The 24861-nt window shown below is 58.7% G+C and carries 28 protein-coding genes; 2 read left to right on the top strand and 26 right to left on the bottom strand.

Going from position 1 to position 24861, the window contains the following annotated elements:
* Positions 1–196 precede the first annotated feature (196 nt).
* Entirely contained in the window at positions 197–1861 is a 1665-nt protein-coding gene (locus JAO29_RS07185) for a trypsin-like peptidase domain-containing protein (protein ID WP_334267514.1), read from the top strand.
* Positions 1862–2068: 207 nt separating this feature from the next.
* Positions 2069–2485 carry a peptidoglycan-binding domain-containing protein gene (locus tag JAO29_RS07190; protein WP_334267515.1) on the top strand — a complete coding sequence of 139 codons (417 nt, stop codon included), beginning with the start codon at positions 2069–2071 and terminating at the stop codon, positions 2483–2485.
* Positions 2486–2572: 87 nt separating this feature from the next.
* On the opposite strand, the gene JAO29_RS07195 is transcribed toward JAO29_RS07190, so the two are convergent.
* The 26 genes from JAO29_RS07195 to JAO29_RS07320 all read right to left on the bottom strand — a co-directional run bounded on the left by JAO29_RS07195 (position 2573) and on the right by JAO29_RS07320 (position 24786).
* Positions 2573–3538 (bottom strand): hypothetical protein, encoded by a 966-nt coding sequence (locus JAO29_RS07195; RefSeq protein WP_334267516.1) that lies wholly within the window; start codon positions 3536–3538, stop codon positions 2573–2575.
* Entirely contained in the window at positions 3526–3834 is a 309-nt protein-coding gene (locus JAO29_RS07200; RefSeq protein WP_334267517.1) for a FliM/FliN family flagellar motor switch protein, read from the bottom strand. Before JAO29_RS07200 ends, JAO29_RS07195 begins: the two co-directional genes overlap by 13 nt.
* Positions 3835–3846: 12 nt before the next feature.
* Positions 3847–4845 carry a flagellar motor switch protein FliM gene (locus tag JAO29_RS07205; RefSeq protein WP_334267518.1) on the bottom strand — a complete coding sequence of 333 codons (999 nt, stop codon included), beginning with the start codon at positions 4843–4845 and terminating at the stop codon, positions 3847–3849.
* 34 nt (positions 4846–4879) lie between these two features.
* On the bottom strand, positions 4880–5794 hold the full coding sequence (locus JAO29_RS07210; RefSeq protein WP_334267519.1) for a FliA/WhiG family RNA polymerase sigma factor: 915 nt from the start codon (positions 5792–5794) through the stop codon (positions 4880–4882).
* Between the two features lie 46 nt (positions 5795–5840).
* Entirely contained in the window at positions 5841–7943 is a 2103-nt protein-coding gene (gene flhA / locus JAO29_RS07215; RefSeq protein WP_334267520.1) for a flagellar biosynthesis protein FlhA, read from the bottom strand.
* The gene (locus JAO29_RS07220; RefSeq protein ID WP_334267521.1) at positions 7940–9085 is read right to left on the bottom strand and encodes an EscU/YscU/HrcU family type III secretion system export apparatus switch protein; all 1146 of its coding nucleotides are present in this window, start codon (positions 9083–9085) and stop codon (positions 7940–7942) included. Before JAO29_RS07220 ends, flhA begins: the two co-directional genes overlap by 4 nt.
* Positions 9082–9864 carry a flagellar biosynthetic protein FliR gene (locus JAO29_RS07225; RefSeq protein WP_334267522.1) on the bottom strand — a complete coding sequence of 261 codons (783 nt, stop codon included), beginning with the start codon at positions 9862–9864 and terminating at the stop codon, positions 9082–9084. Before JAO29_RS07225 ends, JAO29_RS07220 begins: the two co-directional genes overlap by 4 nt.
* A gap of 4 nt (positions 9865–9868) precedes the next feature.
* The gene (locus tag JAO29_RS07230) at positions 9869–10138 is read right to left on the bottom strand and encodes a flagellar biosynthetic protein FliQ (RefSeq protein ID WP_334267523.1); all 270 of its coding nucleotides are present in this window, start codon (positions 10136–10138) and stop codon (positions 9869–9871) included.
* A gap of 19 nt (positions 10139–10157) precedes the next feature.
* Positions 10158–11018, bottom strand: coding sequence for a flagellar type III secretion system pore protein FliP (gene fliP / locus JAO29_RS07235; protein WP_334267524.1), 861 nt, complete (start codon positions 11016–11018; stop codon positions 10158–10160).
* On the bottom strand, positions 11015–11317 hold the full coding sequence (locus JAO29_RS07240; protein WP_334267525.1) for a flagellar biosynthetic protein FliO: 303 nt from the start codon (positions 11315–11317) through the stop codon (positions 11015–11017). Before JAO29_RS07240 ends, fliP begins: the two co-directional genes overlap by 4 nt.
* 13 nt (positions 11318–11330) lie before the next feature.
* The gene (locus tag JAO29_RS07245; protein ID WP_334267526.1) at positions 11331–11672 is read right to left on the bottom strand and encodes a FliM/FliN family flagellar motor C-terminal domain-containing protein; all 342 of its coding nucleotides are present in this window, start codon (positions 11670–11672) and stop codon (positions 11331–11333) included.
* Between the two features lie 15 nt (positions 11673–11687).
* Positions 11688–12230 (bottom strand): flagellar basal body-associated FliL family protein, encoded by a 543-nt coding sequence (locus JAO29_RS07250; protein ID WP_334267527.1) that lies wholly within the window; start codon positions 12228–12230, stop codon positions 11688–11690.
* Between the two features lie 142 nt (positions 12231–12372).
* Positions 12373–13599, bottom strand: coding sequence for a flagellar hook protein FlgE (locus JAO29_RS07255; protein WP_334267528.1), 1227 nt, complete (start codon positions 13597–13599; stop codon positions 12373–12375).
* An 86-nt stretch (positions 13600–13685) separates the two neighbouring features.
* Positions 13686–14021, bottom strand: a complete 336-nt coding sequence (locus JAO29_RS07260) for a flagellar hook assembly protein FlgD (protein WP_334267529.1) — start codon at positions 14019–14021, stop codon at positions 13686–13688.
* Positions 14022–14041: 20 nt separating this feature from the next.
* The gene (locus JAO29_RS07265) at positions 14042–15685 is read right to left on the bottom strand and encodes a hypothetical protein (protein ID WP_334267530.1); all 1644 of its coding nucleotides are present in this window, start codon (positions 15683–15685) and stop codon (positions 14042–14044) included.
* 60 nt (positions 15686–15745) lie between these two features.
* Positions 15746–16219 (bottom strand): hypothetical protein, encoded by a 474-nt coding sequence (locus tag JAO29_RS07270; protein WP_334267531.1) that lies wholly within the window; start codon positions 16217–16219, stop codon positions 15746–15748.
* 2 nt (positions 16220–16221) lie between these two features.
* Positions 16222–17547 (bottom strand): FliI/YscN family ATPase, encoded by a 1326-nt coding sequence (locus tag JAO29_RS07275; RefSeq protein ID WP_334267532.1) that lies wholly within the window; start codon positions 17545–17547, stop codon positions 16222–16224.
* Positions 17544–18254, bottom strand: a complete 711-nt coding sequence (locus JAO29_RS07280; protein WP_334267533.1) for a FliH/SctL family protein — start codon at positions 18252–18254, stop codon at positions 17544–17546. The genes JAO29_RS07275 and JAO29_RS07280 overlap by 4 nt, the downstream gene beginning before the upstream one ends.
* Positions 18238–19329, bottom strand: coding sequence for a flagellar motor switch protein FliG (gene fliG, locus JAO29_RS07285; RefSeq protein WP_334267534.1), 1092 nt, complete (start codon positions 19327–19329; stop codon positions 18238–18240). Before fliG ends, JAO29_RS07280 begins: the two co-directional genes overlap by 17 nt.
* The gene (gene fliF / locus JAO29_RS07290; protein ID WP_334267535.1) at positions 19329–21104 is read right to left on the bottom strand and encodes a flagellar basal-body MS-ring/collar protein FliF; all 1776 of its coding nucleotides are present in this window, start codon (positions 21102–21104) and stop codon (positions 19329–19331) included. The genes fliG and fliF overlap by 1 nt, the downstream gene beginning before the upstream one ends.
* Before the next feature lie 101 nt (positions 21105–21205).
* A complete protein-coding gene (gene fliE, locus JAO29_RS07295) occupies positions 21206–21517 on the bottom strand; it encodes a flagellar hook-basal body complex protein FliE (protein ID WP_334267536.1) in 312 nt (103 codons plus the stop codon).
* Between the two features lie 40 nt (positions 21518–21557).
* A complete protein-coding gene (gene flgC, locus JAO29_RS07300; protein WP_334267537.1) occupies positions 21558–22058 on the bottom strand; it encodes a flagellar basal body rod protein FlgC in 501 nt (166 codons plus the stop codon).
* 3 nt (positions 22059–22061) lie between these two features.
* A complete protein-coding gene (gene flgB / locus JAO29_RS07305; protein ID WP_334267538.1) occupies positions 22062–22445 on the bottom strand; it encodes a flagellar basal body rod protein FlgB in 384 nt (127 codons plus the stop codon).
* 87 nt (positions 22446–22532) lie between these two features.
* Entirely contained in the window at positions 22533–23780 is a 1248-nt protein-coding gene (locus JAO29_RS07310) for a sigma-54 interaction domain-containing protein (protein WP_334267539.1), read from the bottom strand.
* Positions 23781–23793: 13 nt separating this feature from the next.
* Positions 23794–24009 (bottom strand): hypothetical protein, encoded by a 216-nt coding sequence (locus JAO29_RS07315; protein ID WP_334267540.1) that lies wholly within the window; start codon positions 24007–24009, stop codon positions 23794–23796.
* 15 nt (positions 24010–24024) lie between these two features.
* Entirely contained in the window at positions 24025–24786 is a 762-nt protein-coding gene (locus JAO29_RS07320; RefSeq protein WP_334267541.1) for a response regulator transcription factor, read from the bottom strand.
* Positions 24787–24861 lie beyond the last annotated feature (75 nt).

The following is a 24861-nucleotide window of genomic DNA, read 5'->3' on the forward strand; positions in this document are numbered from 1 at the left end:
GAATATGGGGAGTTCTCCAGCATTCGTCACTCGATAGAAGAGGCACCGTTTGCCGCTCGTTCGCGTCTAACTGCTGAAGGAACCGGATGCTCACAGAAAAACCGTATCCGCTGCCCGAGGACTATACTTAACGCTTGGCCTGTCTGGCGCTGGAAGTCATGGGCAGGAAGTAAACGAAAGAGGTCTGAATCTCTAAATGGATACACCAACAAGCAAGCTAAAGAGCTGGCTGCACCCCGTGCGTAGCCATAGACTTACCACGACTTTCGCCCTCCTGGCTACGTTATCGGCCGGCATTCTCGTCGGCTCTGTCATCACTCGTGGGGTTAGCGGCAAGGAACAGACGCCCGACAGCTCAGACGCAAAGCCTCTGGTTATTCCGGCGGCGAAGACGCTTTCGAACGGCTTCTCTCAGATCGCCAAGCAGGTGGGTCCGGCAGTCGTGAATATCAACACCGAATCGCTCCCCAAGCAGAGTCAGGATCGTCGTGGGCGCCATGGAACACAGCGGGGACCCGTACCCGGCAATCCCGATGGCGGCGATGACGATCAGCAGAACGACATGCAAGACTTCTTCAACCGCTTCTTCGGAAACCCGGGGGGTGGTGACGACGGTGAAGGCCCAATGGGTGCCGAGCGCCGGGCCCTTGGTTCTGGCTTTATCGTCGATCCGCGCGGCTACATCATCACAAATAATCATGTCGTCGATAAAGCCGACAAGATTTACGTCCGCCTCGCAAGCGACCCCGACAATGGTCCGGATGCGGAAGGCCGTCCTGCGACGGTGGTAGGAGTAGACAAAGACACTGATATCGCTGTCATCAAGATCGATGCGGAGAAGCCTCTGCCCACGGTCAAGCTGGGCAACTCCGACGGTGCCCAGGTGGGCGACTGGGTCCTCGCGATCGGCAGTCCGTTTGGACTCTCTCAAACTGTATCCGCAGGTATCGTCTCTGCCAAAAACCGCTCTATCGACGAACCCAGCCCCTCCGGCATCTCCCAGTCGCAGTTCCAGAAGTTCATCCAGACAGACGCCGCCATCAATCCCGGTAACTCCGGCGGTCCGCTGGTCGATATGGATGGCGAGGTCGTCGGCATGAACACTGCCATCTACACCCAATCCATGGGCTCCCAGGGTGTCGGCTTTGCCATGCCGTCCAACATCATCGCCAATGTGTACAACATGCTGATTGGACCGGAGCACAAGGTAGTCCGTGGCTCCATCGGTATCAGCTTCCAGTCTTCCACCAGTTCAGCAGTGGGCCGCATCTACGGCTTCAAGAACGGGATCATCGTCTCCACGGTCACCCCCAGCGGCGGCGCAGCCAAGGCTGGCATCAAGCCTGGCGACGTGATTGTGTCCATCGATGGTCGACAGATCAAGGACGGTGATGATCTCGTGGGCGACATCTCTGCCCGCAAGGTTGGAAGCACGGTCAAACTGGGATATCTCCGTGACGGAAAACCGGGTACGGCCGAAGTCACGATCGGCGATCGGGCAAAGACCTATGCCGATCTCGCCGGAGATAACAGCGATAACGAAAACGGACCGCAGGAATCCGATGCAGGGCAGAGCAAGCTCGGCATTACGGTTTCGGTGATCCCGCCGTCTGTAGCCCAGAAGACTGGAATCAGCCGCGGTGTAATCGTGATGAGCGTACGTCCCGGATCCTTTGCTGATGAGATCGGCCTCGCCAAGGGCGCCATCATCAGCGAGATCAACAAGAAGCCGGTGACCGACGAAGCCTCCTACCGGGCAATCGTCAGTCAGTTGAAGTCCAAGGACGACGTGGTCTTCGTCATTCACTCGCCTCTCCGAAAAGACAGCGGGAACTCGTACGTGGGAGGAACCCTCCCGTAGTCCGGTATTGATGACTCTGCGGGAACCGTGATGATTGGTTCTCGCAGAGTTGGTCCCTCCCACCTGTTTCCCGGCCCGGGAAACAGGTACTCATTTGTGTAACCTTTTTCTTGCATCTCCTGATCGCTAGGGGATAACCTAACAAAAGAGCTCGGCAGACAGAACGGTCCTCTGCCCCCAATACTGCATCCTCGAGGTTTTTTCTTCATGCGGCCAGGCCGACTCCTAAGTTTCGCTTTACTTCTAGCAACAGCAGTAACTCCCTGCGTCGCAAAGCTTCGCAAACACCATACATCCAGCTCGCCAAAACATACTGAGGCCAAGCACACCGGTCAGCGTTCGATCGACGACACCCGGGCCACTGAGATTCAGCAGGCGCTGGTTCGCTCCGGCTATATGTCCGAGACGTCCGGACACTGGGATGCAGCAACCGAGGCCGCAATGCAGAAGTACCAGTCGGATAATGGCTGGCAGACCAAGCTGATGCCGGATTCGCGCGCGATCATTAAGCTCGGGCTGGGACCGAACCAGACCAGCTCAACTGCCTCCACGGCTTCTGTCTCGCCGGCATCATCCCAAACCATTGCTGAGGCGTCTTCTGAAGCTACCCTCTCGCAGCGCTAAGATGCTGTCCCGATAAGTTCCTTTCGACACGAACGCCCTGACGATGAGAATCGCAGGGCGTTCGTGTTTCGGGATCTCTTGTACAGCTCAGTCTTCCGTTGTGAAGACGTAGTCGAGCATGTCCTCGTCGGTTACAGGCACGACGCCCGCTCCTCTCAGTACGGCAGGTTCCAGCCACAGCCGCAGCCAGTAAAATCGTCCTACGCGGACGAGTCTGGAAGCGACCGGTTGTGCATGTTCAAGTATTGCGGTGATCCGCGCTGCCATTGCATCCGTTTCCCTGAACGTCTCCTGTTTGAGTTCGATCCCCTGCCTCTCTAGCAGCTGGGAGCGGACGGCCTGGTACTCCTCGGTCGGCATGATGCCGCTCTCGACCTTCAGACCTGACATCTGTTCGAGTGCAAGGGCAGCCGACGCGTCCAGGTGTTCTTCGAAGCCCAGATACAGGATTTTCGACCCTGCGATACGAAGCGGTACAAAGCCCAGCTGGTCGACAAGCGGCCGGGGGACCACAAAACTCATCTCATGTGCGGAGAAGCCGGTCAACCCAAGGATGGGACAGCTCCATTGCATGCCCAGACCGCGGGTGACCTTCTCGGGCGTAAGCCCGCATTCGTCAACAAGAATGTCACCGATACGACCTCCATTCTGTCTCTGAAAATCGAGTGCATGCTGTAGTTGGGGATTCGTGATCCACCCCTGGGATAGCATCAACAGGCCCAAGGGGATTCGATGGCGATGCGGTATACCCGCTCCGTCCGAATATCTGGCAGACTCGCGACGAACCGCCGTCCGCACAAAACTTAGAACGCACCGTCCGCTGCATCCCCATTGATCCTCGAAGAGGGGCCGTTTGCGATTACGCCATGGCGAAGTCCAGCTCGATGTGCACTGCAGACTGGAACATGATCTGCGCCCTTGTCTGCTATCAAGATCCTGCGACACCACCTTCGACGGAACGTACTCATCCCTACCCCAGGCAAGCGGATTGTCCAGTGCAGGAAGCGGCGAAGGGATGAACATAGTCTCAGTCTTCTTTCCTAGAAAAAGCATCGTATGGTCTCCAGCCGCAGCTGCGGCGTTGCTACTTCCGTTACGCGCAGGGCAAAGTTGCCGCTTACGACGACGACCTCTCCTCTGGCCACGATCCTGTCCCCTACAACCAGATCTACGGGCTCACTCACGTGACGATCGAGCTCCAGCACCGTTCCCGGTCCCAACTCCAAAACCTCGTGCAACGCCATCTCACGTGCTCCGAAGCGAAGCGTTGCATCGAGATCGATGTCACACAGTAGATCCATCTTCGACTCGAGACCTGCACTTCCGCTTGCCGCTGCCACCTGTTCCATCTGTCTCTCCCTTTAGTTGATCCGCATCGCTGACGTAGAAGCGTCAGGCGTCTGAAGCATGGCAGCGATCTGCGATGTCTCAAGCCTCGCGCCTCGGTGCTCCCCCGTACGCACTGCCTGTGCCTTGCCCATCAGCTGACCTCCCACAATCAGATCCGAGGACTCGTGGCGGGCGATCGGAAGACGAAGCACATGTCCAGGCTCAAGCGCGGTGATCTGGCTGGCACGCAAGCGCACAGCGGGAAGCTGAAGCAGCACCTCTACCCTGGAATCAGCCATCAGTTCGCGCATCCGTACCACCGATTCCTTCGATCTCCGCCGCGGGCGATCGCCCTCCGCAATCAGCTTGCGCAAGATCGCATTCAGCACAACCGCGGGCAGGCAAAGATTCACGACGCCCTGCACCTCGGGCATACGTACCTCAAAGCTCACACAGAGTGTCTTCTCGCCCAGTGTCATGGTTCTCGCGGTCTGCGCCTCGGTCTCCCGCTTCTCAAATGCAAATTCCAGGCCCACTGCCTGCCATGCGAGCGTCAGCTCCTGGACGATCATCTCGATCACTGAACGCATGATCGCTTCTTCGATGTCGGTGGGCTCGCGTCTCTCCGCCGCTCGCCCAACACCGCCCAGCAACACATCCACAATCGGCGCTACCAGCGCCAGATCCAGCTCCAGCAGACCAACTGCTCCGAGAGGCTCCAGGCGCAGCGAACAGATATACGCCATCGCTGATAGCCGCTCGAGAAACTCGCTGAACGGTAGTTGCTCTCCGGCAACCAGCTTTGCGCGAAAGGGCATGCGGAGCCATGCACCCATCGAGTGCATCAGGTTCCTGGCGAAGAGATCGTTCACCGTTGTGATCGCCCTCAGCTGGTCATTGCTGATCTGGCCGGCCCGACTGAAGATATACTTCTCCGGCTCTTTGTCGGCCTCGACCTTCACCGCATTCGCGGTGACATTCGCCGCGGCGAAGAGCGCATCAATATCTTCCTGTCCAAGTTTCTTTTCCATTAGGACCTCTCCAGAGAGATGAGGATCGCCATCATCAGCGTCCAGTGCCCGAGCGTTTACGTTCCGGCTTTGCGGATCGAGCCGCGTCAGTCGGCCGCAGTCCTGCCAGAGAGCTTCGCAACCTTACAACTGCGGAAGAATGAATCTGCGAAACCCGCGACTCGACCACACCCAGCGTCAAGCCGATCTCCCGCATCGTCAGCTCTTCGTAGTAGTAGAGCGTCAGCACCATGCGCTCCTTCTCCGGAAGCTCTTCGATGGCATCGGCCAGCCTCTGCTTCATCTCTCCCTTCAGGCAGCGAAACAGCGGGTCTTCCTCCGGTGCTCCGGGGATATATGCGAGCTCTTCATCGCCTGAATCCTCGGAGCGTTCCATATGCAGGCTTCCAATCTCCAGCCCCTTCAGATCGCCCAGAAGCTGTTGATACTCGGCCAGCGTCAGCTTCATCTCCGAGGCGATCTCCTGCTCGCTCGGTGCTCGACGCATCCGCTGTGTAACGGAACGAATTGCCTCCTCGACCGCCCTGCCCTTGCGCCGCAGTTCGCGGGGGCTCCAGTCGAGAGAACGCAAAGAGTCGAGAATCGCTCCCCGTATTCGAAACTGAGCATAGCTTTTGAACTGAACCCTCTTGTTGTGATCGAACTTCGAAAATGCATCGATCAGACCCACCACGCCCGCCGAAACAAGATCGTCGAGATCCACGTGCTGAGGTAGACGTTCATGGATGCGGCGAGCGATGTATCGTACCGTGGGCAGCTGCTCCATCAGGAGCAGGTCCCTGTCCTGGGCGATGTCCGTTCCGGCCTGCGACTCCGCTTTATTCCCACCTTCGGTAAACGGTTTACATGCAGGCATCGCTTTCGCCTCCTCGTTCTCTTCGCCAAGCCACTCCGGCCTGCCCGCACCCGGTCCAAGCAGATTCACCGTCATCGGTTGTGTTGCGCTCATCCTCGCCTCCATAGTCCAACTCCACGTGCAGATTGTGTCGCCCGTTCTAGCCGACCGTACCGATGCTCTTCACTCTCACCTCAGCCGGAATCTCCACTGGTGAAAGCACCGTTACCTTGGGAAGAAAAGGCTCCAGCCAGCGCCTCACGTGATAACGCGCCGGACTCGAACATAGGAGCACGGGAAGGGCCGCTCCAGAGGAGGCTCCGGTTAGGCGTTTCACAGAATCCACAACCCGCTTCAAAAAGTCCGCAGGCATCCCGGCTCGTGAACCATCGCTCAGCAACAAGGCTGCGCTCTGCGGATCGAACGTGCCAATCAGCTCGTTCTCGATCTTCTGATCCAGCAGCAGAACGTTCAGGCTACCGTCGCTAGCCAGCATGGAATGCACGAGCCCACGGCCCAGCGTCTGACGTACCGACTCCACCAGGTGAACCAGGTTTTTGGTCTGTTGCGCCGCCTCAACCAGGGCTTCAAGAATTCCACCCAGGTCTCGGATTGAGACCTGTTCTCGGAGCAGTTGCTGCAGAACCTTCTGCACCTCTCCGAGCGACAGGAGCTTGGGAACCAGTTCTTCGACCAGCTTTGGAAAACTCTCATTCATGCTGTCGAGCAGGCGTTTCACCTCCTGCCGCCCAAGCAGCTCGTGCGCATGACGGCGGATAAGCTCTCCCAGGTGAGTCCCGATCACCGTCGTCTGGTCGACGACCGAGTAGCCTGCTGCCAGCGCCTGCTCCTCCAGCCCCGGCTGGATCCATCGCGCGCTGACACCGAAGGCGGGCTCCCTGGTTTCAACTCCCGGAAGCGGCCGCGCCTTCGGATCCGCATTCACCGCAAGCAGGCAGTTCTGCTCCATCTGCCAGCGTGCTATCTCCACCCCACGCAGGCTGACGACATACTCCCTCGGTTTAAGGCGCAGATTGTCTGCAATGTGAACCGATGGAACGATAAAGCCCAGCTCTGTCGCAAGGTGTCGCCTGAGAGCACGGACCCGATTCAACATCTGGCCCCCCTGCTTCTCGTCAACCAGGGGGATCAACTGAAAGCCGATCTCGAGCGTCAGATCGTCGATCTTCAGCAACGAAGCGAGATTCTCTCCCGCCACAGCCTCCGCACTCTTGGCTTTGCCTGCTGGCGCCGTCTCAGCCTCGGAGGAAGCAGCCTCCACCGATCCAGCCGGAAGCCTCCGTGCTATCAAAGCCACGCCCCCAGCCATCAGAAAGAACGCAAGCTTAGGAAGTCCGGGAATCAGTGCGAGAGCGATCAGTACGCCGCACGCGATCCATAGCGTATTTTTTCCTTTGAGGAGTTGTGTGCCCAGTTCCTGATCGAGAGATCCTGAAGACGATGCCCGGGTCAGAACCATGCCTCCGGCCACAGAGACCAGGAGGCTCGGAATCATCGTGACAAGTCCATCGCCGACCGTGAGAATCGTGTAGGTTCTCACAGCGGTGGCCAGATCTGCACCCTGCTGAATCACACCGATCAGGAGCCCAGCGACAATGTTGATGACGGTAATCAGGATCGTCGCCATCGTGTCGCGCTGATTGAATCGCGCCGCACCGTCCATGGCGCCATAGAACTCAGCCTCGCGCGCGATTGCCTGCCTGCGTTTACGAGCCTGTTGCTCGTCAATTAGTCCGGCATTCATATCCGCATCGATCGCCATCTGTTTGCCAGGCAGAGCATCGAGCGTGAAACGCGCCGTGACCTCGGCGGTTCGCACCGCACCATGGCTGACCACAAGAAACTGAATCGCAATCAATGCAAGAAACAGAACAAAGCCAACGATGTAGTTCCCACCGACGACGAACTGCCCGAAGGCCTCGATCACGGACCCCGCAGCGGCAGTGCCTTCATGACCATGCAGCAGGATTCGCCGGCTCGAGGCAAGATTAAGCGATAGGCGGAACAGAGTCAGTAGGAGCAGCAAGGTTGGAAAGACAGAGAAGTCGACCGCACGCCGTACCTGCACTGCTGTAAGAAATACGATCACCGACGCGGTGATCGAGGCGGCCAGCAACAGATCCAGTACGATACTCGGAATCGGAATCAGCATCACGAAGACCATGCTGATGGCCGCTACGGGCAAAAGGTACGCCTGCATCTTCGCAGGTGACCATCCACCCGCTGTTCGCTTTGCGCTCATATACCGCCTCCTACACCACGCATTCCCATCGCCATCGCTCCTGAATAAGGCACTCTTGGCGACTTCGCCTGCGCCTGCTGCCTTTGCTTCCGCATTCGCTCTTCCACCTTCTGGCGATACAGATACGCCAGGATTCCTGCCACGGCTGAGTAAAGCTCGAAAGGAATCGCCTTCCCCGGCTCGACCATCCGATACAGACTCCGCGCAAGCGGCGGGTTCTCAATGATCGGCACACCAGCCCACTTCGCCTCTTCGCGAATCTCTGCCGCAAACAGGTCGCGTCCCTTGGCGAGAACCACTGGCGCCTGCATCGTCTCAAAACTGAACTCAAGGGCTACAGCGTAGTGCGTCGGGTTCGTAATCACGACGCTGGCCCGCGACATGTCAGCCTTCACCTTGCGCCTGCGCATGGCATGCTGAATCTGTCTGATCCTGCCCTTGATCTCGGGATTTCCCATCGAGTCCCGCATCTCCTCGCGGATCTCCTGCTTGCTCATCTTCAGGCGCTGGTTCCAGCTCCTCCACTCGATGCCGTAGTCGAGAGCAGACCAACAAAGCATCAGCCACGCAGCATCGAGTGAAAGACTGTAAGCGCTTGAGAAGGTAGAAGGCAGACGCACAAGGCTCATCGCAGGCATCGAAGAAAGATTCGCGCTCAGCGATCTCCATCCCAACGCAACCATGATGGCTGCGGGGATAAGAGACTTCACCAATCGCATAACCTGGCGAAGGCTAAAGAGATTCTTGAGATTCTGCGCAGGGTTGACTCGCGAGAACTTCAGCTGAACCGCATTCGGGTGGAGCTGTACTCCTCCAGACTGCGCTATCCCTGCTATCAGAGCGCAACCGAAGCTCGCAACCAGCACCAGGCCAATCGGCAGAACTGCAGGCTGGATCATATGCCGGAGGGCCTCGATCCACTGTCGCTCCCCGCTCACATTGCCGATGCCGGCAGAGCGCAGGCTCTCGAGGTATACCTTGCCCCAGCTCCCGGAGAAGCCGTGCGCAGTCGAGCCCAGCATCAGGACGCCACCCAGCATGGCCATGGAAGAGAGCAGCTCACGGCTGTGGACTCCGTCGCCTTTCTCTTTCGCCTTCTTCTTTCGTTGTGGCGTCGCTTTTTCGGTGGCTTCTCCGCTCATCCGTTTGCAATCAACCTTCCCGCCGCATCGAGCAGTGCGCTAAAGTGTCCTTCAACCCAAGACGGCCATAAGGCAAGGCTTCCAGTCAGCACCGCATATGAGATCAGCGTCTTCAACGGAATCCCCAGAACCATGGCCGGAAGCTGCGGTGCCATTCTGCCGACCAGCGCAACCGTGATCTCGACCACCATCGCCGCCGCAATGACAGGCGCTGCAAGCTGCAGCCCGGCGAGGAAGATCCCTCCACCCATCTGCACCAGTGCCATTCCAGTCCGCGCCTGGACCATTGCGTGGCCAACAGGAACCAACCGGAAACTACGTACCATGGCGCCGAGCATGGTTCGATCGAGTCCGGCGCCAATCAGAACCAGCACACCCAGCCAGCTCAACAGCTGTCCCAATACCGGAGTCTCCACCTTGGAATTCGGATCGAGGAGGTTCACCAGGGAAAAGCTGAACTGCATGCCAAGAAGCGTGCCGGCGAACATCAATGCCTCATTCAACATCGTCAGTGAAAGTCCGAAGACGAGCCCCACACCCAGCTCACCCAGAATGGACATCATGTCCAACAGGGGTCGCGCATCAGGCACAGCGCTCACAGCTGGCGACAACAGAATCGTAAGTGCGAAGACAAAACCAGCCTTGATCCGGGGTGCGATCGCGACGGAAGAAAACACGGGGGCGAACACCATCAGGCCGCTCACGCGGATCATCACCAACACACCGACGATGAGAAAGTGTGGCCAGTCAGCCGGAATTGTGCTGTCCAGATCAACCATCTCTCTATCCCAGGTACCGATGCAAGTCGTAAAGAAGGCGAAGGGAGTACGCGACCGTCCGGTGAATCATCCACGGCATGGCAACCATGGACACGCCGAAGACAACGATCAGTCTCGGCACCGCCGTGAGTGTCTGTTCCTGCACACCCGTCAGCGTCTGCGCCAGGCTTACCAGCAGGCTGATCAGGCATGCGCTTATCAACAACGGCGCGCTCAGCAGCATCGCCTCTACCAGTAGCGTTCTCAGGACTGCAACCGTCTGATCTGGTCCCATCTCATCTCTCCATCGAAAGTCAAAAGCTCTTGATTAACTGGTCCGCAAGCAGATTCCAACCGTCGACCATCACGAACAGGAGGATCTTCAGCGGCGTTGAAATGACGACCGGCGGGAGTTGCATCATGCCGATCGAAGTCGTCACACTGGCTACCACCAGATCCACCAGGAGAAAGGGCAGGAACAGTACAGCTCCGATCTGAAAACCGGCTTTCAGTTCACTCAGCATGTAAGCCGGAACAACGACCTCTACCGGAAGATCGGCCTTGCTCTGAGGACGTGTGCTCATCGCTGCGGACGCAAATACAGCCAGGTCCTTCTCCCGCGCATAACGCAGCATGTACTGCTTGACCGGCTGTATGCCTCGGCTCATTGCTTCTTCACCTGAGATCGCACCGGCTCGATATGGCGTCACTGCCTGCTGTTCCACCTGAAGCAGAACCGGCGTCATCAAAAACCAAGTCATCATCAGCCCAAGCCCCATCAGCACCTGATTCGAGGGTGCGGTCTGGGTTCCAAGTGCCTGTCGCAGAAAATGGAACACCACCAGCAATCGCACTAACGGCGTAACCGATAAAAGAATCGCGGGAATTAATGTAAGCAGCGTGAGACCCAGAACGATCGACCAGGGCACGCTGTGGCCCGTCTTGATTGCATCTTCGATCGAATCCGCAGCATGGCTGGAGAGACTTTCTCCCTTCTCAGGCGATATCGCATGCGCCCCAGGCTTATGAGATTCGGCCTTGGTTCCTTTAGCCGCTCCCTTGTGCAGACTCTGGAGCGTCATCGGGCTTCGCTTCACCCAGAACGAACCATGGGTTTGCGCAGCCAGCGTCGAATCGCACACAGCGAGGAAGACAAACATTAGAAGAACTCTCACTCGCATAGATCATCCCCGGCCGCCGTCGTCGCATCTCCGCACCCGACCCGAAGGATGGTGTTCACCTGGTCCGGACCTCCTCCCACCAGAAACTGCTCCCCCGCGCATCGCACCAGCACTAACTGTCTTCTTCCGTCCAGTGGAAGCGTCTCCAACACTTCCATCTGGCGAACTGCTTTCGCCTTCCCCGACCTGCGTCCCATCCACCACTGCAGCAGCCACCCTGCCAACCCATCGTGTTGATTTTTGTTCCCGGTCGCATTCCGTGCCCACATCGAAGCCCGCATCGCAAATCCCATCTCTCTTGCCCAGTTACGCCAACCGCGTTAGCCGCACCATAAGGTTCTGATCGACCACCTCAAACTCTCCCCACGCAACCTGAACCCGCCCTGCGTTCAACGGAATATCCTCCGTGTGGGTCCACATGCTCTCAACGATCTGCCCCGGTTCCAGCCGCAGAAGATCTCGTATCTTGAAGCCTTCAATCGGTATCGCTGCTGTCGTGGCAACCGTCATCTGCGACAGCAGGGGCCATGACGGATGCTCTTCGATTCGCTTCATCCAAGGTTGCGGCGATGGCTCGACCGGCGCTCTCTCAGGGGTGGGAGCGATGGAGCTCTTTGTCTCAACTTTTGCCAACTCGGTCTCTGCCATCACTCTCTCTCCTGCTTATCGCTGCACCAGGAATTCGGTAAAGAAAAGGTCAGCGACTTTCACCGTAGGGTTGTGCTCGGCGAGCGCGGACTTCAGCTCCGCCTTCAGGCGCTCCTTGCCATTGGCAGCAAGCAACTGATCCGAAGTCTGCTGCCCCAGCACCGTCAGTGCGGTGTCGCGTAGCGCCGCGTCCGCATCCTTGCTGGAGGGCTTCGCTTCCCCGGCGTTTGTCTCTTTGCCTTTGTCCTCCGCCGGATCTTCAATCGACAGCGTGATTCCCGCTCTGAGGAAGGCACTGCCTGAAGGATCGGCGAGGTTCACAAGCAGCGGCTCGAGAGCAACCATATGGGTCTTCAGGGGGGCAGTTGGTACAACTGGCGCGACTCCGGCAACACGGATGGGAACCTTGCCTGAGCGCAGCAGGTAACAGATCATCCCGCCAACGCCTGCCGTCGCCACCACTACGCCAACCACCACAGAGACCAGCAGCGGTGCTAGCGGAAGTTTGACCGGATCCGAAGTAATCTTTGCCTGAATGACAGGAGGTGTAGTAGCCATGATGCCTGTCACTGGTGCAATCACCAAGCCAAAGTTGCAGCAGGGCGGATTAGCGAACCTTCACAATGACGGATCTGTGCAGACAGCCGCAAAAGCGTGAGGGCGGCCGAAGCCGCCCTCACGGGGTTACGTGCAAAGAGTGTTAGCGAATCATTCCGAGCGTCGCCTGCGTGACCGAATCAAAGGTGGTAATGGTCTTCGAATTGGCCTCGAACGAACGCTGCGCCACGATCAGGTTCGCAAACTCAGTCGAGATGTCTACGTTCGATTGCTCCAGCGTAGAATCTTCCACCGTCCCGCGGCCGCCGGTCCCGGCAACTCCGACAACAGCATCTCCCGACGCCGCCGTCGTCTCAAAGCTGTTGTGGCCTACTCTTACAAGCCCCTGAGTGTTCGTCACGGTAGCTACTGCGACCTGCCCCACGACCTGGGTATGGTTGTTGTCGAACTTCGCCGTTACAACTCCGTTCTGATCGACGGTAAAGCCCGAGTAATTTCCGCTCGCATATCCGTCCTGCCCCGAGAAGCCAGTCGTCGAAGGAGCCGTGGTCTGCGTAAGCGTGGGGCTGCCGCCGCTGGCGAGATTCCAATTGAAGCTCAGATCGCTCGCACCATCTGTGAGCGTGGGAAAGGTGATGTTGTTGATCGATCCTGTCGGAGAGACCAGGGTTCCAGTGGAATCGAACGTCAGGGTGCCAGTGTTATTCGAAGGTACCCCGGTTGCATCTCCGGCAGGAACTGCGACGCTGTAATCCCACTGGTTCGATCCTGTCTTCGTGTAGGTCACCGACAAGGCATGGCTCTTTCCAAGCGAGTCATAGATCGTGACCGGCGTCGTGAAGGAGGTGCCGACCGATGCAGCCGCATTCAGGTTTGCAGTAATCGAGATGTTCTGTGTCGCCTGTGCCGCCTGGGTCACACCTACAGGGAGCTGAATCGGAACCAGCGACGCATTCACGTTGACAACGCCATTGCTGGCCGGATATCCCATCACACTGGCTCCGGAGGTCGTGATCAGGTCACCTGCCTGACTCAGCTGGAAGTCGCCTGACCGGGTAATCTGTTGTACGCCGTTCTGGTTGACCACGAAAAAGCCGTTGCCACTCAACGCCATATCGCTCGGCTGACCAGTAGGCAAAAGCGTTCCCTGCGTGAAGTCAGTAGAGGTGCCGGAGACCCTCGTACCCACGCCGACCTGGAGCGGGTTGTTGGATCCGGAAGTACCGATCTGCTGATAGAACAGGTCCTCAAATGTGGTTCCCTGTTCTTTGTATGCTGTCGTATTCAGGTTTGCCAGGTTGTTCCCGATCGTGTTCAACGACGTGGTATCAGCCTGCAGACCGCTCAATGCGATTGAAAAAGATCCCATCTTCCCTTCTCCTTTTATCTAACGCGCTCTAATTCTTTCCTATAGTTCACACTCGGCTGCATCGGCGCTTCGACATTGCTAAGCCCTTAGCCCGTAATTCCGCTTTCGAGTGTGCCCAATCCCTGATTGATCTGAATCAACTGCTGCAGGCTGTTCACGCCGACCAGTTGCTGAATGTACGCATTTGGATCGGTCGGCTGAGTCGGATCCTGATTCTTCAGCTCAGTAACAAGCAGCGTCAGGAAATCATTCGAGGTAATCGTTGAGTTATCCGTGGTTGTAGCCGCGGTTCCCGATCCGCCATCCGTGCTGCTTGCAGCATCCTTTGCTGTCACACTTTTCGCCTTCGGTGCCAGCGACGTTGCTACCCGTTCGGCAGCTTTTCCTTGTCCTACGAGTGCTCCCAGCTGCGATAAGTCCATATCTCCTCCATCTCTTTTGCTTACGCTCGTATGCTCAGCCAACCGCCGAGTCCCGCATATCCATTCGAAAGCGATTCGCCAATGTCGCCTTCGTCTCTGAAGGCCTGCTGATTCTGTCCAGCGACACTGCTGTCGCTCGACGGAGCCTCCCTCCCCCCTCCGCTTCCATTCGCGTCAGGCGATCCTCCGTTCATCGCCTGACGGCGGTCCTCTCCGGAGCCAGGATTCGAAAGATCCATCGCGCTCGCCGGCGCCTGCACCACCACCGAACTCACTCGAACCTGTTCCTGATGCAGGTAGCTCGTAAGTGTCGGAAGCTCTCGCCGCAGCATCTCTGTTCCGGATGCCGAATTTGAGGAAACCGAGGCATGGACCGCTCCATCCCCCGCCAGCTCAGCTCGAACCTTCAGCCAGCCGTGAGCGCCCCCGGGAAGACCAACTTCAAGCGTGGTCGGCGTTGCTGTCACAGTCCTGTGTTCGCTCTCCGCGTAGTTTCGCGTAGCGGAAGATTCCGCATTCAACTGCTGGCCTCCTCCTGTAGCAGCACTCACCGATGCTGTCTTCTCCGCCTGTGGAACAGGTGAGGCGTGCGGGTGAATCGGCGTAGTCACTGGCGCAGTTCCGGTCTGCAGCTCGACCTGCGTATTGTGGGAAGCCCTGGACGATCCGGAGCTTGCTGTCGAGGCCGGGATCTGTTCCGTGTTCGAACCGCTCGCTTCGTGGGGCTTCAAGTCTTGTTCCCTGGTCGAGGCTGATCCTGACAAAGCACTCTCGAATCGCTGCTCTGTCGCGGGTTCCTTCTTCGTGATCCGCTGGTCAAGACCGACTTCTACCTTGGTCGCGGGTCGCTTTTCATCTGCGACAAGTGTGATTCGCGGAATATCCTTCTTTGTCTCTGAAACGACCACGCTCGGAGCCGCCGCTACAACTGCATCCCCTGTCACAATGGGAAGCTGCAGCGCAGGAGCAGCCATGGCTGGCGTACCCGTCTTTATGGCCTCTTGACCGCTTTGTTCTGTGACAGAAGCCTTCGCAGCCTTGTGATGTTTCGGCTCGACGGGCCAGCTTCCTGAGATTCGTTCAGCCTTCCCTGACGCGCCCCTGATTCGGTCTTCTTTCTGATCCGGTCCAACCCCGGCCACAGCTCCGGCGACATCCTTAGCATCTGCAGCCGCTGCGTGTATCGCATCTGTCTTTGCGGGCAACAGCGTGTTCTTCTCGGTCACAATCCCGGGCTGTTCCTCGGTGGGGATCGGCTGCCTTATACCGCTGTTTGCGGGTTCTACAACCTGCGGCGGTGAAACTGGATGCAGCATAGCAACAGGTACTTCTTCCACTGTGTGATCCGACAGGTCTCCGCTTCCGGTGACAGTATGCTGCTCGAGGGCGGACTCTATCTGCTGCTTCATCCGCTCGGCAGAAGATCTGGAACTTACGGCTGCTCCGTTCTGTTTCGCATGTCCGCCTCGAGCGTCGGCAGCTGCATGCGGCAGCGCACCCGCATTATCGGGCGTTACCGCGGCGGAACCCTCTTGCAGATCCCCCGCCAGGCTCTTCCCGAAACTGTCTGCGAAGGAGACATCAGACCCACTCATCTGTGGATGCAGCGACAACAGCACATTCTGCTGCGTCTCTGGTGCGATGATGTTTCTCGCAATCTTCATGCTTGCCTGTCTCCTGCTCTTGAAGAAGCATTCGGCGTGCCAAACTCATCGCGTGCATTGTTAGGAGAGGTTCATCGATTCCATACCTGCTCTCTTTATCTTCCTGCCGCGCCGCTGTGCCAGAAAGCGATCGTCAGAAGCAGCCTGCGTGCTCCGCTCCTCCGCGATCTCCCTTCGTTCCAGCTCCGCATCAATCAGTGTCTTCATCCGTTCGCTCCACAGTCGACTGTCCCTGTATCGAACCTGCGCCAACTCGCGGACCTCGCGACGTCTATCGAGGATCGGACTCAGCTGCCGGCTCTTGCGAATCGCAACCTCTTCCCTCGCTGCCATCGCATATCTGCCCAGAACATCGTCGTCCCTCATCGCCTCCCGCTCATGCATTCCGGCTACCTGCAGGATGCTCGACTCGGACCGAATTACCGTCTCCACCTCGCCCACTTCGGCCGCGGCCATGCGTGCCTGCAGCGAGTGCATCTCTTCCATCAATCCGTAGACTGTACCGAGGCGTTGCAGTGACCGGAGGCGTTGCATCGCTACAGCACCATCGCCAACAGCCGCTCTACCGTATCCTGCAGGCTCACCCTCTCCGCGCTGTCCTGCTCGAGGAAACTCCGCATCATCGGCATCGCCTGCATCGCGCGGTCAAGCTCGGCATCGGCTCCCTGCTTATAGGCCCCAATGCGGACCAGGTCCTCGGACCGCGCGTGCGCCGCAAGCAGCCTCCGCACAATCGCCGCCTGATTCCGATGCTCTCTCGTAATTACGGCAGGCATAAGCCTGCTGAGGGAATCCAGGACATTGACCGGTGGATACCATCCCGCCGACGCCATCTGCCGTGACAGCATCACATGCCCATCGACAAACGAGCGAACCGAATCCACAATCGGATCCTGCTGATCGTCACCCTCCATCAGCACCGTATAAAAGGCCGTAATACTTCCCCGTTCGAAGTTCCCCGCCCTCTCCACCAGCTTTGCGAGGCGAGTAAACACCGACGGCGTATACCCTTTGGTGGCGGGCGGCTCTCCGGCAGCTAACCCAATCTCACGTGCCGCCATCGCGTACCGTGTCAACGAATCCAGAACCAGCAGTACATGTCGTCCTTGTGCTGCATAAAACTCTGCAACCGCCGTAGCAGCAAGCGCCGCGCGCATCCGCAGCAGCGGGCTTTGGTCAGAGCTTGAGACAAGCACCACAGATCGTCGCATCCCTTCCTCACCCAGCGAATCTTCGACAAACTCGCGCACCTCTCGACCACGCTCTCCGACAAGGCCCACAACTGTAAGATCGGCAGCCGTGTTGCGGGTCATCATCCCAATCAACGTGCTCTTTCCAACCCCGGAGCCGCCAAAGATACCTATCCTTTGTCCTCGTCCGACGGTCAGCATGCCATCCAGCACTCGGACTCCCGTGCTCAAGGGCTCTCGAATTGGAACCCGCTGCATCGGTTGCGGAATCGCTCCATCCAACGCCCAGACCTCACGCGCCCGTGGCGCGGGAAGGCCATCGAGCGGCATGCCCAATGAATCCAGAATGCGGCCTTCCATCTCCTCACCAACGGCGATGCCCGGCGTCACACCCATCGCAGACAGCGCATCGCCGTAGCGAATTCCACGCGTCGCCTCAAGCGGCATCGCCAGGACGTTTCGGCCACGAAAGCCGATCACCTCACCGCGATGACGTCTTCCTTCCGCATCCACAATCTCGCAGCACTCTCCGACAGAACACAGCGGCCCCTCAGACTCGATCGTCTGCTCATTTGCCTCCACCACTCGTCCCGTCCAGCGCCATGAAGGACCCCGCTCCAGTCGAGCAAAGTAAGGCTCCAGCAACCCTTGCATCTCACCTGCGGTCGTCATGCCGGCCTCTGCGCCAGAAGGTCGAAGAAGCCTTTGCCGACTTCTTCAAGCTGTGCCTGCACGCCCAGCTCAACGCGTCCCACACTCGTCTCCAGAACGCACTCTCCCACCGCAAGCCGATTGTCGCTGACCACACTCACCTCGTCGCGTTGCATTGCCTCGAGGATCCGTCTCCACTCCTCTGCCTGTCCTTCAGGGACTCGCAGGCTAACCGTCTCATTGCCCTGCATCTTCTCGAGCGCGATCTTTACAGTTCCCTGCAGCAACAAGGGATCTATCTTGATCTCGCGGTGCAGTATCTGCGCTGCAATCGCGAGTGACAGCTTAACGATCTGCCCCTCGACCTCCGCAAAGTATCGTCTCCGCTCGCTGGCAAACTTCTCGCAGACTCGGGCAACCGCCGCACGCTCCTGTTCTATCTTCTCGTCCAGTTCTTTGGCTTGCTCCTGCCAGACAGCCTCGCGAGTCTCCCTGCGAACCGTCTCGATCTCTTCTTCGTGCACAGTGCTAAGAGATTGCAGTCTTGCCTCCAGCGCTTCATACGCCGCAGTGCGTGACGGATCATCCGTTGCGGATGGCATGGCCGCCAGCACGTCATCCGATACGCCTTCCGGAAGGGTCTCCCTGAGATCCTCAAACTCCAAAGGAACCACCGGGAACATCCCAGGCCTCTTTTCCTCAGCCAGGCTCTCAAACGGCAAGATCATCGTCAGGCCCCATCTTCAGCATCATTCTTCCTTCACTCTCCAGTTGCCGGGCCAGCGCCAACAACTCCTGCTGGGCCAGTCCCACGTCTTTCATCCGAACCGGCCCCATCACCTCCATGTCTTCCTTCAGCATCTCGACAGCTCGCGAGCTCATCGCCTTGAACAGATGGGCCTTCAGATTCTCGCGGCTGCCCTTTAATGCCATCGCCAGGACTCTCTTATCCACCGCGGCGATAAACTCGCGAATACTCTCCGCCGGGACCGTCAGAAGATCTTCGAAGGTAAACATCAGGTTGCGGATTCCGATTGCGAGCTTTGGTTCCTCCTGTTCGATCTCTTCGAGGATCACCTTGCTCGCCGTCTGATCCACACGGTTCAGCAACTCCGCCACCGCCTTGAAGCCTGAGTAAGATTTCCTGCCGCCGTTGCCCATGCCCTCCATGCGCTGATGCAGCACCAGCGCGACCTTCTGGGCCATCTCCGGTGAGAACTGTCTCATCTCCGCCAGCCTCTTCACCACGTCCACGCGCATCGTCGGCTGCAGCTGCATAAGGATCATCGACCCGCGCTTGGCATCGACATGTGCCAGCACCAGCGCGACGGTCTGGGGATGCTCGCTTTCCAGGAACTTGCTCAGCTGCTGCGGATCCATCTTCTGCAGAGCCGCCATGTCACCATTCGCACGCTCCTTGATCCTCCGGACCTGTGCCAGCAGCGCCTCCGCCTTCGACGGACCAAACGCCTCGGTCAATACGCGCAGCGCATACTCCGGACCTCCGCGCACCATGTACTGCTGTGTCTCCAGCAGTCCATAAAATTCGGTAAGGACCTGGGTCAGGTTCTGCGCCTTGATCTCTCCCAATCGCGTGATCTCTTCCGTCACCCGATGGACGTCGCTCTCCGACAGGCTCTGAAACAGCGTCTTGGCCAGCTCGTCGCCGAGGGCCACCATCAGGATCGCCGCCTTGCGCAGCCCTGAGGCATCCAGCGGCTCGAATCCGGACGACGCGGGAAGCATCAGCGGATTGCGCTGCTGCGTTGACTGTGTGGCTGCACCCCTTCCATGCTGCGTCATCAATCCATCTCCTCCGATGCGCCGATCCATGCCTCAAGCAGGCGTGTGCTCTGCACCGGTTCCCGCCGGATATGTTCTGCGACCTGTTCGAAGATGCCCTGGTGCTGCATCTGCTCCTTCGTCTTCCCCGGTAGCGAGAGGGACGCAAACTCGGGCTCTCCCATCATGGGCTGGGAGTCGGCCTCGAGAGCCGCCACACCACCTCCAGCCGGAAGCAAAGCGGGCTCCCGCAGTATCTCCGTAACCTGGCGCGCCATCGGTCGCAGGACGAATAGCACCAGCAGCATCGCGCAGAGGCCAAGAATCAGAGTCTTTGCCAGTCCGGGTTGCGTTCGGGCCAGGGTGCGGGCCTGCTCCATCACCTGCTCCATCACAGGAGGCTTCGCCTCTGGTGAATTTGTGCTGAAGCCTACGTTCTCCACAACCACTTGGTCGCCGCGCCGAGCGTCAAAGCCCACGGCTGCCTGGGCCAGCTGTTCCAGCCTCCGCATCTCTTCGGAGCTTCGTGGCTTCCACACCGTCTGCTGTATCTTGCCCGTCCCTTCAAGGATGCTGCGGTCATTCACAACCACAGCAGCTGTAATCCGCCTCACTCGACCCGGACCCTCTTCACTGTGGATTAGGTGTTTTGTCACTCCATAGGTACCGCTCTCCTCGCGAAGACTCTGACCGGCGCCGGCGCCCTGCTGCGGGTACACCGGCAACGCCTCCTTCTGCAGCAGTGGAGGTGTACCCGGAGCTGCCGCCGCCTGAGATCCCTGCACCGCCCCTGTTGGCGCACCCGAAGGCGAGTTGCTTGCCGTTCCCGGCACTCCCATCGCTCTCTGGGCCTGTTCAGAGACCTGCTCGCTCTTTTGCAGGCTCAACGTCGCCGACTGATTGGGATCGTAGATCTCGTCAGTTCGCTCTTCCGTGCCCTGTTCATAGCTCACGTTCACCGTAGCCCGTACGTTGTCGTGCCCGGCCAGCGGTTCCAGCATCGCCACCAGCTTGGCCTCCATCTCCTGTTCCACGTCGGCAGCGACCGCATTCTTGGAACGCGGCTTAAGGTTCACGCGTCCATCCGCATCCACTAGGTTGACGTTGTCTGGACTAAGGTTCTCCACCGCTCCTGCAACCAGGCTGCGAATTGCATCGGCCTGCTCGTCTTCGAGAGATGAGCGCTTCAGCTTCAGCACCACGGAGGCCTTCGCCGCGCGCTCTTCGCTTGTAAACAGCGACTGCTTCGGAAGCACGAGGTGCACTCTCGCCGATCGCACCACGCCAAGCGTACTGATCGTATGTTCCAGTTCGCCTTCGAGGGCACGCTGATAGTTCACCCGCTCATCGAACTCGCTGCCCACCCAGTTCGGCTTGTCGAACAACTCGAATCCCAGCCTTCCCGTCTGCGGCATGCCCTTGGTGGCAACCTCCATGCGGGCCTTGTCCCTCATCTCTGCCGGAACTTCGATGCCGCCTCCGTCGCTTGTGACCTGGTAAGGAATGTTTGCTGCGGCAAGCTCCTGCGAGACCTGCTGGAGATCCTTGCCTTCGAGTCCCGTAAAGAGTGGACTCCAATCACGACGTCCGGCATACCAGACCATCGCAGCCGCCATCGCGGCAATAAATATCGCTGAGGCCAACAGCGAGTTTCGCTTCCCAGCTGGAAGCGACATGATCCTCTCTCGCAGCGTCGAGGCCATCGTCGCAGCTCTGGCCGCAAGTCCCGTCGAACTGCCAGGCGTGGGCTCGGTCCGCTGCAACTCTCCGCTTTCCGTCTGTCCTGTCTCAGCCATCCCGTCTGCTCACTCTCACATTCGGCCGGCGTGCGGCGCCGGCATGGTGGTCCGTATCGCTCAGCTCCACATCGGCTGCAGCGAAGGTCTACTCACAATGTCTAGAACTGCATGCCCATCATCTGCTGGTAGGCTCCGACGGCTTTGTTTCTTACCTGCAGGGCAAGCTCAAACGCCATATCTGCCTTCTGGGTCGCAATCATCGCCTGGTGAATATCCACACCCTGGCCGCTCAAAACGCCACTCACCGTTGCAGCCGCCTGGTGGTCAAGTTCACCTGTCTGCTGAATCATCGACTGCAGCAGTCCCGAAAACGGCGTATCCGCATTGCGGTCGGCGCTCACCCCGCGACTCGCCAGCGAGGCAAATCCATCTGTCGTCGAAACGGTGCTCTTCATCAACACGTCGTTCATCGAATCACCTCAAACCAAATGTAAAAATCTCAGCTGCCAGTTACTTCAAAATCTCGAGCGACGAAGCCACCATGTTCTTCTCCGCCTGCACCGCTGAAGCATTCATGCCGTAAGATCGGGTCGCCCCCATCAGGTCCACCATCTCGGTGAGCGGGTTGATGTCCGGATAAGCGACGTAGCCATCCGGTCCGGCGTCCGGGTGCTGCGGATCAAAGCGGCGCAGCGGCGCGCTAGCATCGCTGATCACGCCCGTAACCGCGACTCCACCGGGTACCGATTTCGCGGCCGTCAGATCTTCGCCAAACAAATCTGCTCCATTGAGAGAAGGAGGACCGTTGCCAACCAGATGGCTCACCAGCGAATGCTGAAATCCGCTGCCATCTCCCTCCGCCGCGAAGATCACATGATGCCTCTGGTATGGTCCGCCCTCCGGAGTCCGCGTCGTCTCCGCGTTCGCCATATTCGAGGCCACCACCTCGGCCCGAACACGCTCGGCCTTCAACGCCGACGAGCTCACATCCATAACGCCAAATAAATTCATCTGTTACTTCGCCTCCGCATGGATGGCGCTCATCACCGAGGAATACTCATTCTTCAGCAACTGCACGCCAAGCTTGAACTGCAGCTGCGCCTTCGCGAGCTGAACGCCCTCACGATCCATCGAGACGTTGTTGCCGTCCGGCCTCGCAACCAGTCCATCAACCGTCTGCGCCTGCGCCTCAGCGGGTCCCGCAGTATCCGTCGAACTCATCTGCTTCAGAAACTCCTGCCCGAAATCAAAGCCCTTCGTCTTGTATCCCGGAGTATCAACATTCGCCATGTTCTCCGCCGTCAGCTTCATCTGCTCCGTGGTCAGATCCAGATAGCGTGTCAACGCATCGCTCAATGGTGTCGTCACCTGCATCGCAAGACCTCCACCTCTCCTCATGCACTCCGGCTTCCAAAAAGAAGCGCCCTCGAATGAGAGCGCTCTAAGCGATTGGACCTGCTGTCTTCTATTTCAACTTCCAATCTTCTACCGCGTCGCTCTGCGGTAGCGAATCTCTTCTGCGCCGATCTCCATCCGCTCACCGGCAAGAATGGTCGCGCGCTCCAGCACATGCATCAGCTCACGCACATTTCCCGGCCACGCATACTCCTCCAGCCGTTCCTTCGCCGATTCACTCAAACGCTTCCGCGGCATGCGCTGTCCCAGTTTCGCCAAAATGTGCTCAGAGAGAATTCCCACATCCTCCATGCGCTCCCGCAGCGGCGGAACCTCCACTGGAAATACTGCGAGCCGGTGATACAGATCCAGGCGAAACGTTCCCTCCTCCGATCTCTTCTCCAAAGGCTGGTGCGTCGCAGCGACGATCCTCACATCCACTCGCGTCATCTCGTTATCGCCCACACGCTGCAGCTCCCCGCACTCCAGGAAGCGAAGCATCTTCGCCTGCAGCGCAAGCGGCATCTCTCCAATCTCATCGAGGAACAACGTGCCGCCATGCGCCGCCTCAATGCGCCCGGTGCGAGACTGCACCGCTCCCGTGAATGCGCCGCGAGTGTGGCCGAACAGTTCGGCCTCCAGCAATGCCTCCGGTATGGCCGCGCAGTTCAAAACCACAAATGGCTTGGCCGAGCGATCGCTCAGTTGATGAACTGCCTTGGCAACCACCTCTTTGCCGGACCCTGTCTCGCCCTCGATCAGAACCGTCGTCGATCGCGGGGCTACCAACCGGATCAGGTGCGCAAGCTCTCGCATCGCGGCGCTCTCGCCGATCATCTCCGGCAGCAGCGCGACCGGCTCGGCAGCAACACGCCTGGCGTCGTTCTCCACGACGCGCGGTACATCCGGCACGCTCACCGGAGCCGCATTCCACGCTGCAGTATCGGTCATACGTGCTCCCTGTGCCTCCCTTAGCGCATGCAGCAGCTCATTGCGTCTTGGACTCCGCGATCTTCCGTCCGCCGCGCCGTCCATACCCATCAGCTCCACGGCCGGATACAGCGCACGAATCTGTGCTGCAAACTCACCCACCTCAAGATCAGGAAGCCATCCATCCATCAGCAGAGCCTCCGGCTGCGCATCCTCCAGCCTCGCCATCGCCTCCGCTCCTCCGGCAGCCTCATAGACCTCCCATCGCATCTCCTTCAGTGAGCTCCTGAGCCTCCCACGCAGCCCGGCATCCGCGCTCGCAAGCACAACCTTCCGCACGGAAGAGGCTGCCAGAAGCACTGCCGCCTGCATCGATCCCGTTCCTTCAATCGCCGTCTCGCCCGTCATCCCCATCTCTCCCCTATCTGTCCTGGAGCTCCGCCCGCTGTAACATCTCTCGCATCGCATCGATCTTCTGATTCAAGCGAGCGCATTCGCCCAGCGCCGCACCGATCGCCTCTCGCATCGCGGACGGCTCTCCGCTTAACTCCCCCAGCGCCAGCCTGCACTGCAGCACCGTAAGCGGCTGGCAGAATCCATGCAGCAGGACATCCATCTGTTCCACCAGATTCTCCATTCGCGCTGCTCCCTTCTACGCCTCTGCCCTGGACGAACCTATGGTCCCGGAACCTACCGTGTAGACTTGCGCTCTCCCTGGCAGCTTCTTCGCGATGCCGGCCATGCGATAGCCTTCGCCCCGCACCGTCTCGATCACCGCATGTCCGCCGTCCTCATCCGCAGGCACAGCATTCAGCTTCTTTCTCAGGTAGTTCACATACACATCCACAATGTTGGTTCCCGCGTCTTCAGCCATCTGCCACACACTGGTCAGCAGCTCCGCGCGACTGCAGCAACGCTCCTTGCGCTGCATCAGGTACTCGAGCAGTGCGAACTCTTTCGCGGTCAGCTCAACAGCGATGCCGCCACGTTTCACCGTTCGCTCCATCCGATTCAGTTCAACGTCGCCGTTCCGAAGCACCGGGTCGGCAAAGCGCTCGCGACGTCGTAACAGCGCACGGCAGCGCGCAATCAGTTCGTGAAAGCTGAATGGCTTCAGAAGAAAATCATCCGCTCCCAGATCCAGGCACTTCACCCGCTCTTCGACCATGCTTCTTCCGGTAAGGACGAGGACAGCGGTGTTTCCAAAGCGCCCCTGCATCTCTTCCAGCACCTCGACTCCATCGCGCCTTGGAAGGCTGAGATCCAGAACCAGCAGGTCCGGACTGGTCTCCTGCAATCGCGCAAGCGCTTCCTCGCCATCGCTCGCTCGCTCGACCTGATGCCCTTCCAGCTTCAATCCCTTCTCCAGAAACAATCCCAACGCAGCATCGTCTTCCACAATCAAAACCTGCATCTTGTTCTCCTTCGCAAAACTGGCGACCGATAACTTTCGTAATCTCAATATTCGGTGCGTGTGATTACCTTGGTT

It is taken from the genome of Edaphobacter sp. HDX4 (genome assembly GCF_036877565.1).
In the GTDB taxonomy this organism is placed as follows: domain Bacteria; phylum Acidobacteriota; class Terriglobia; order Terriglobales; family Acidobacteriaceae; genus Edaphobacter.

Coding starts and splice junctions, on each gene's coding strand:
- fliG (WP_334267534.1), bottom strand. CDS start 19,329: ATGACGCAGCATGGAAGGGGTGCAGCCACACAGTCAACGCAGCAGCGC.
- flhA (WP_334267520.1), bottom strand. CDS start 7,943: ATGAGCGCAAAGCGAACAGCGGGTGGATGGTCACCTGCGAAGATGCAG.
- JAO29_RS07210 (WP_334267519.1), bottom strand. CDS start 5,794: ATGAGCGCAACACAACCGATGACGGTGAATCTGCTTGGACCGGGTGCG.
- JAO29_RS07270 (WP_334267531.1), bottom strand. CDS start 16,219: ATGCAACGCCTCCGGTCACTGCAACGCCTCGGTACAGTCTACGGATTG.
- JAO29_RS07310 (WP_334267539.1), bottom strand. CDS start 23,780: ATGACGGGCGAGACGGCGATTGAAGGAACGGGATCGATGCAGGCGGCA.
- JAO29_RS07240 (WP_334267525.1), bottom strand. CDS start 11,317: ATGGGATTTGCGATGCGGGCTTCGATGTGGGCACGGAATGCGACCGGG.
- JAO29_RS07245 (WP_334267526.1), bottom strand. CDS start 11,672: ATGGCAGAGACCGAGTTGGCAAAAGTTGAGACAAAGAGCTCCATCGCT.
- JAO29_RS07250 (WP_334267527.1), bottom strand. CDS start 12,230: ATGGCTACTACACCTCCTGTCATTCAGGCAAAGATTACTTCGGATCCG.
- JAO29_RS07265 (WP_334267530.1), bottom strand. CDS start 15,685: ATGAAGATTGCGAGAAACATCATCGCACCAGAGACGCAGCAGAATGTG.
- flgC (WP_334267537.1), bottom strand. CDS start 22,058: ATGAATTTATTTGGCGTTATGGATGTGAGCTCGTCGGCGTTGAAGGCC.
- JAO29_RS07195 (WP_334267516.1), bottom strand. CDS start 3,538: ATGCTTTTTCTAGGAAAGAAGACTGAGACTATGTTCATCCCTTCGCCG.
- JAO29_RS07200 (WP_334267517.1), bottom strand. CDS start 3,834: ATGGAACAGGTGGCAGCGGCAAGCGGAAGTGCAGGTCTCGAGTCGAAG.
- JAO29_RS07320 (WP_334267541.1), bottom strand. CDS start 24,786: ATGCAGGTTTTGATTGTGGAAGACGATGCTGCGTTGGGATTGTTTCTG.
- JAO29_RS07315 (WP_334267540.1), bottom strand. CDS start 24,009: ATGGAGAATCTGGTGGAACAGATGGATGTCCTGCTGCATGGATTCTGC.
- JAO29_RS07275 (WP_334267532.1), bottom strand. CDS start 17,547: ATGACGACCGCAGGTGAGATGCAAGGGTTGCTGGAGCCTTACTTTGCT.
- fliF (WP_334267535.1), bottom strand. CDS start 21,104: ATGGCTGAGACAGGACAGACGGAAAGCGGAGAGTTGCAGCGGACCGAG.
- JAO29_RS07255 (WP_334267528.1), bottom strand. CDS start 13,599: ATGGGATCTTTTTCAATCGCATTGAGCGGTCTGCAGGCTGATACCACG.
- JAO29_RS07260 (WP_334267529.1), bottom strand. CDS start 14,021: ATGGACTTATCGCAGCTGGGAGCACTCGTAGGACAAGGAAAAGCTGCC.
- JAO29_RS07190 (WP_334267515.1), top strand. CDS start 2,069: ATGCGGCCAGGCCGACTCCTAAGTTTCGCTTTACTTCTAGCAACAGCA.
- JAO29_RS07225 (WP_334267522.1), bottom strand. CDS start 9,864: ATGGTTGATCTGGACAGCACAATTCCGGCTGACTGGCCACACTTTCTC.
- JAO29_RS07230 (WP_334267523.1), bottom strand. CDS start 10,138: ATGGGACCAGATCAGACGGTTGCAGTCCTGAGAACGCTACTGGTAGAG.
- JAO29_RS07220 (WP_334267521.1), bottom strand. CDS start 9,085: ATGAGCGGAGAAGCCACCGAAAAAGCGACGCCACAACGAAAGAAGAAG.
- JAO29_RS07205 (WP_334267518.1), bottom strand. CDS start 4,845: ATGGAAAAGAAACTTGGACAGGAAGATATTGATGCGCTCTTCGCCGCG.
- JAO29_RS07280 (WP_334267533.1), bottom strand. CDS start 18,254: ATGATCTTGCCGTTTGAGAGCCTGGCTGAGGAAAAGAGGCCTGGGATG.
- fliE (WP_334267536.1), bottom strand. CDS start 21,517: ATGAACGACGTGTTGATGAAGAGCACCGTTTCGACGACAGATGGATTT.
- JAO29_RS07185 (WP_334267514.1), top strand. CDS start 197: ATGGATACACCAACAAGCAAGCTAAAGAGCTGGCTGCACCCCGTGCGT.
- flgB (WP_334267538.1), bottom strand. CDS start 22,445: ATGAGGAGAGGTGGAGGTCTTGCGATGCAGGTGACGACACCATTGAGC.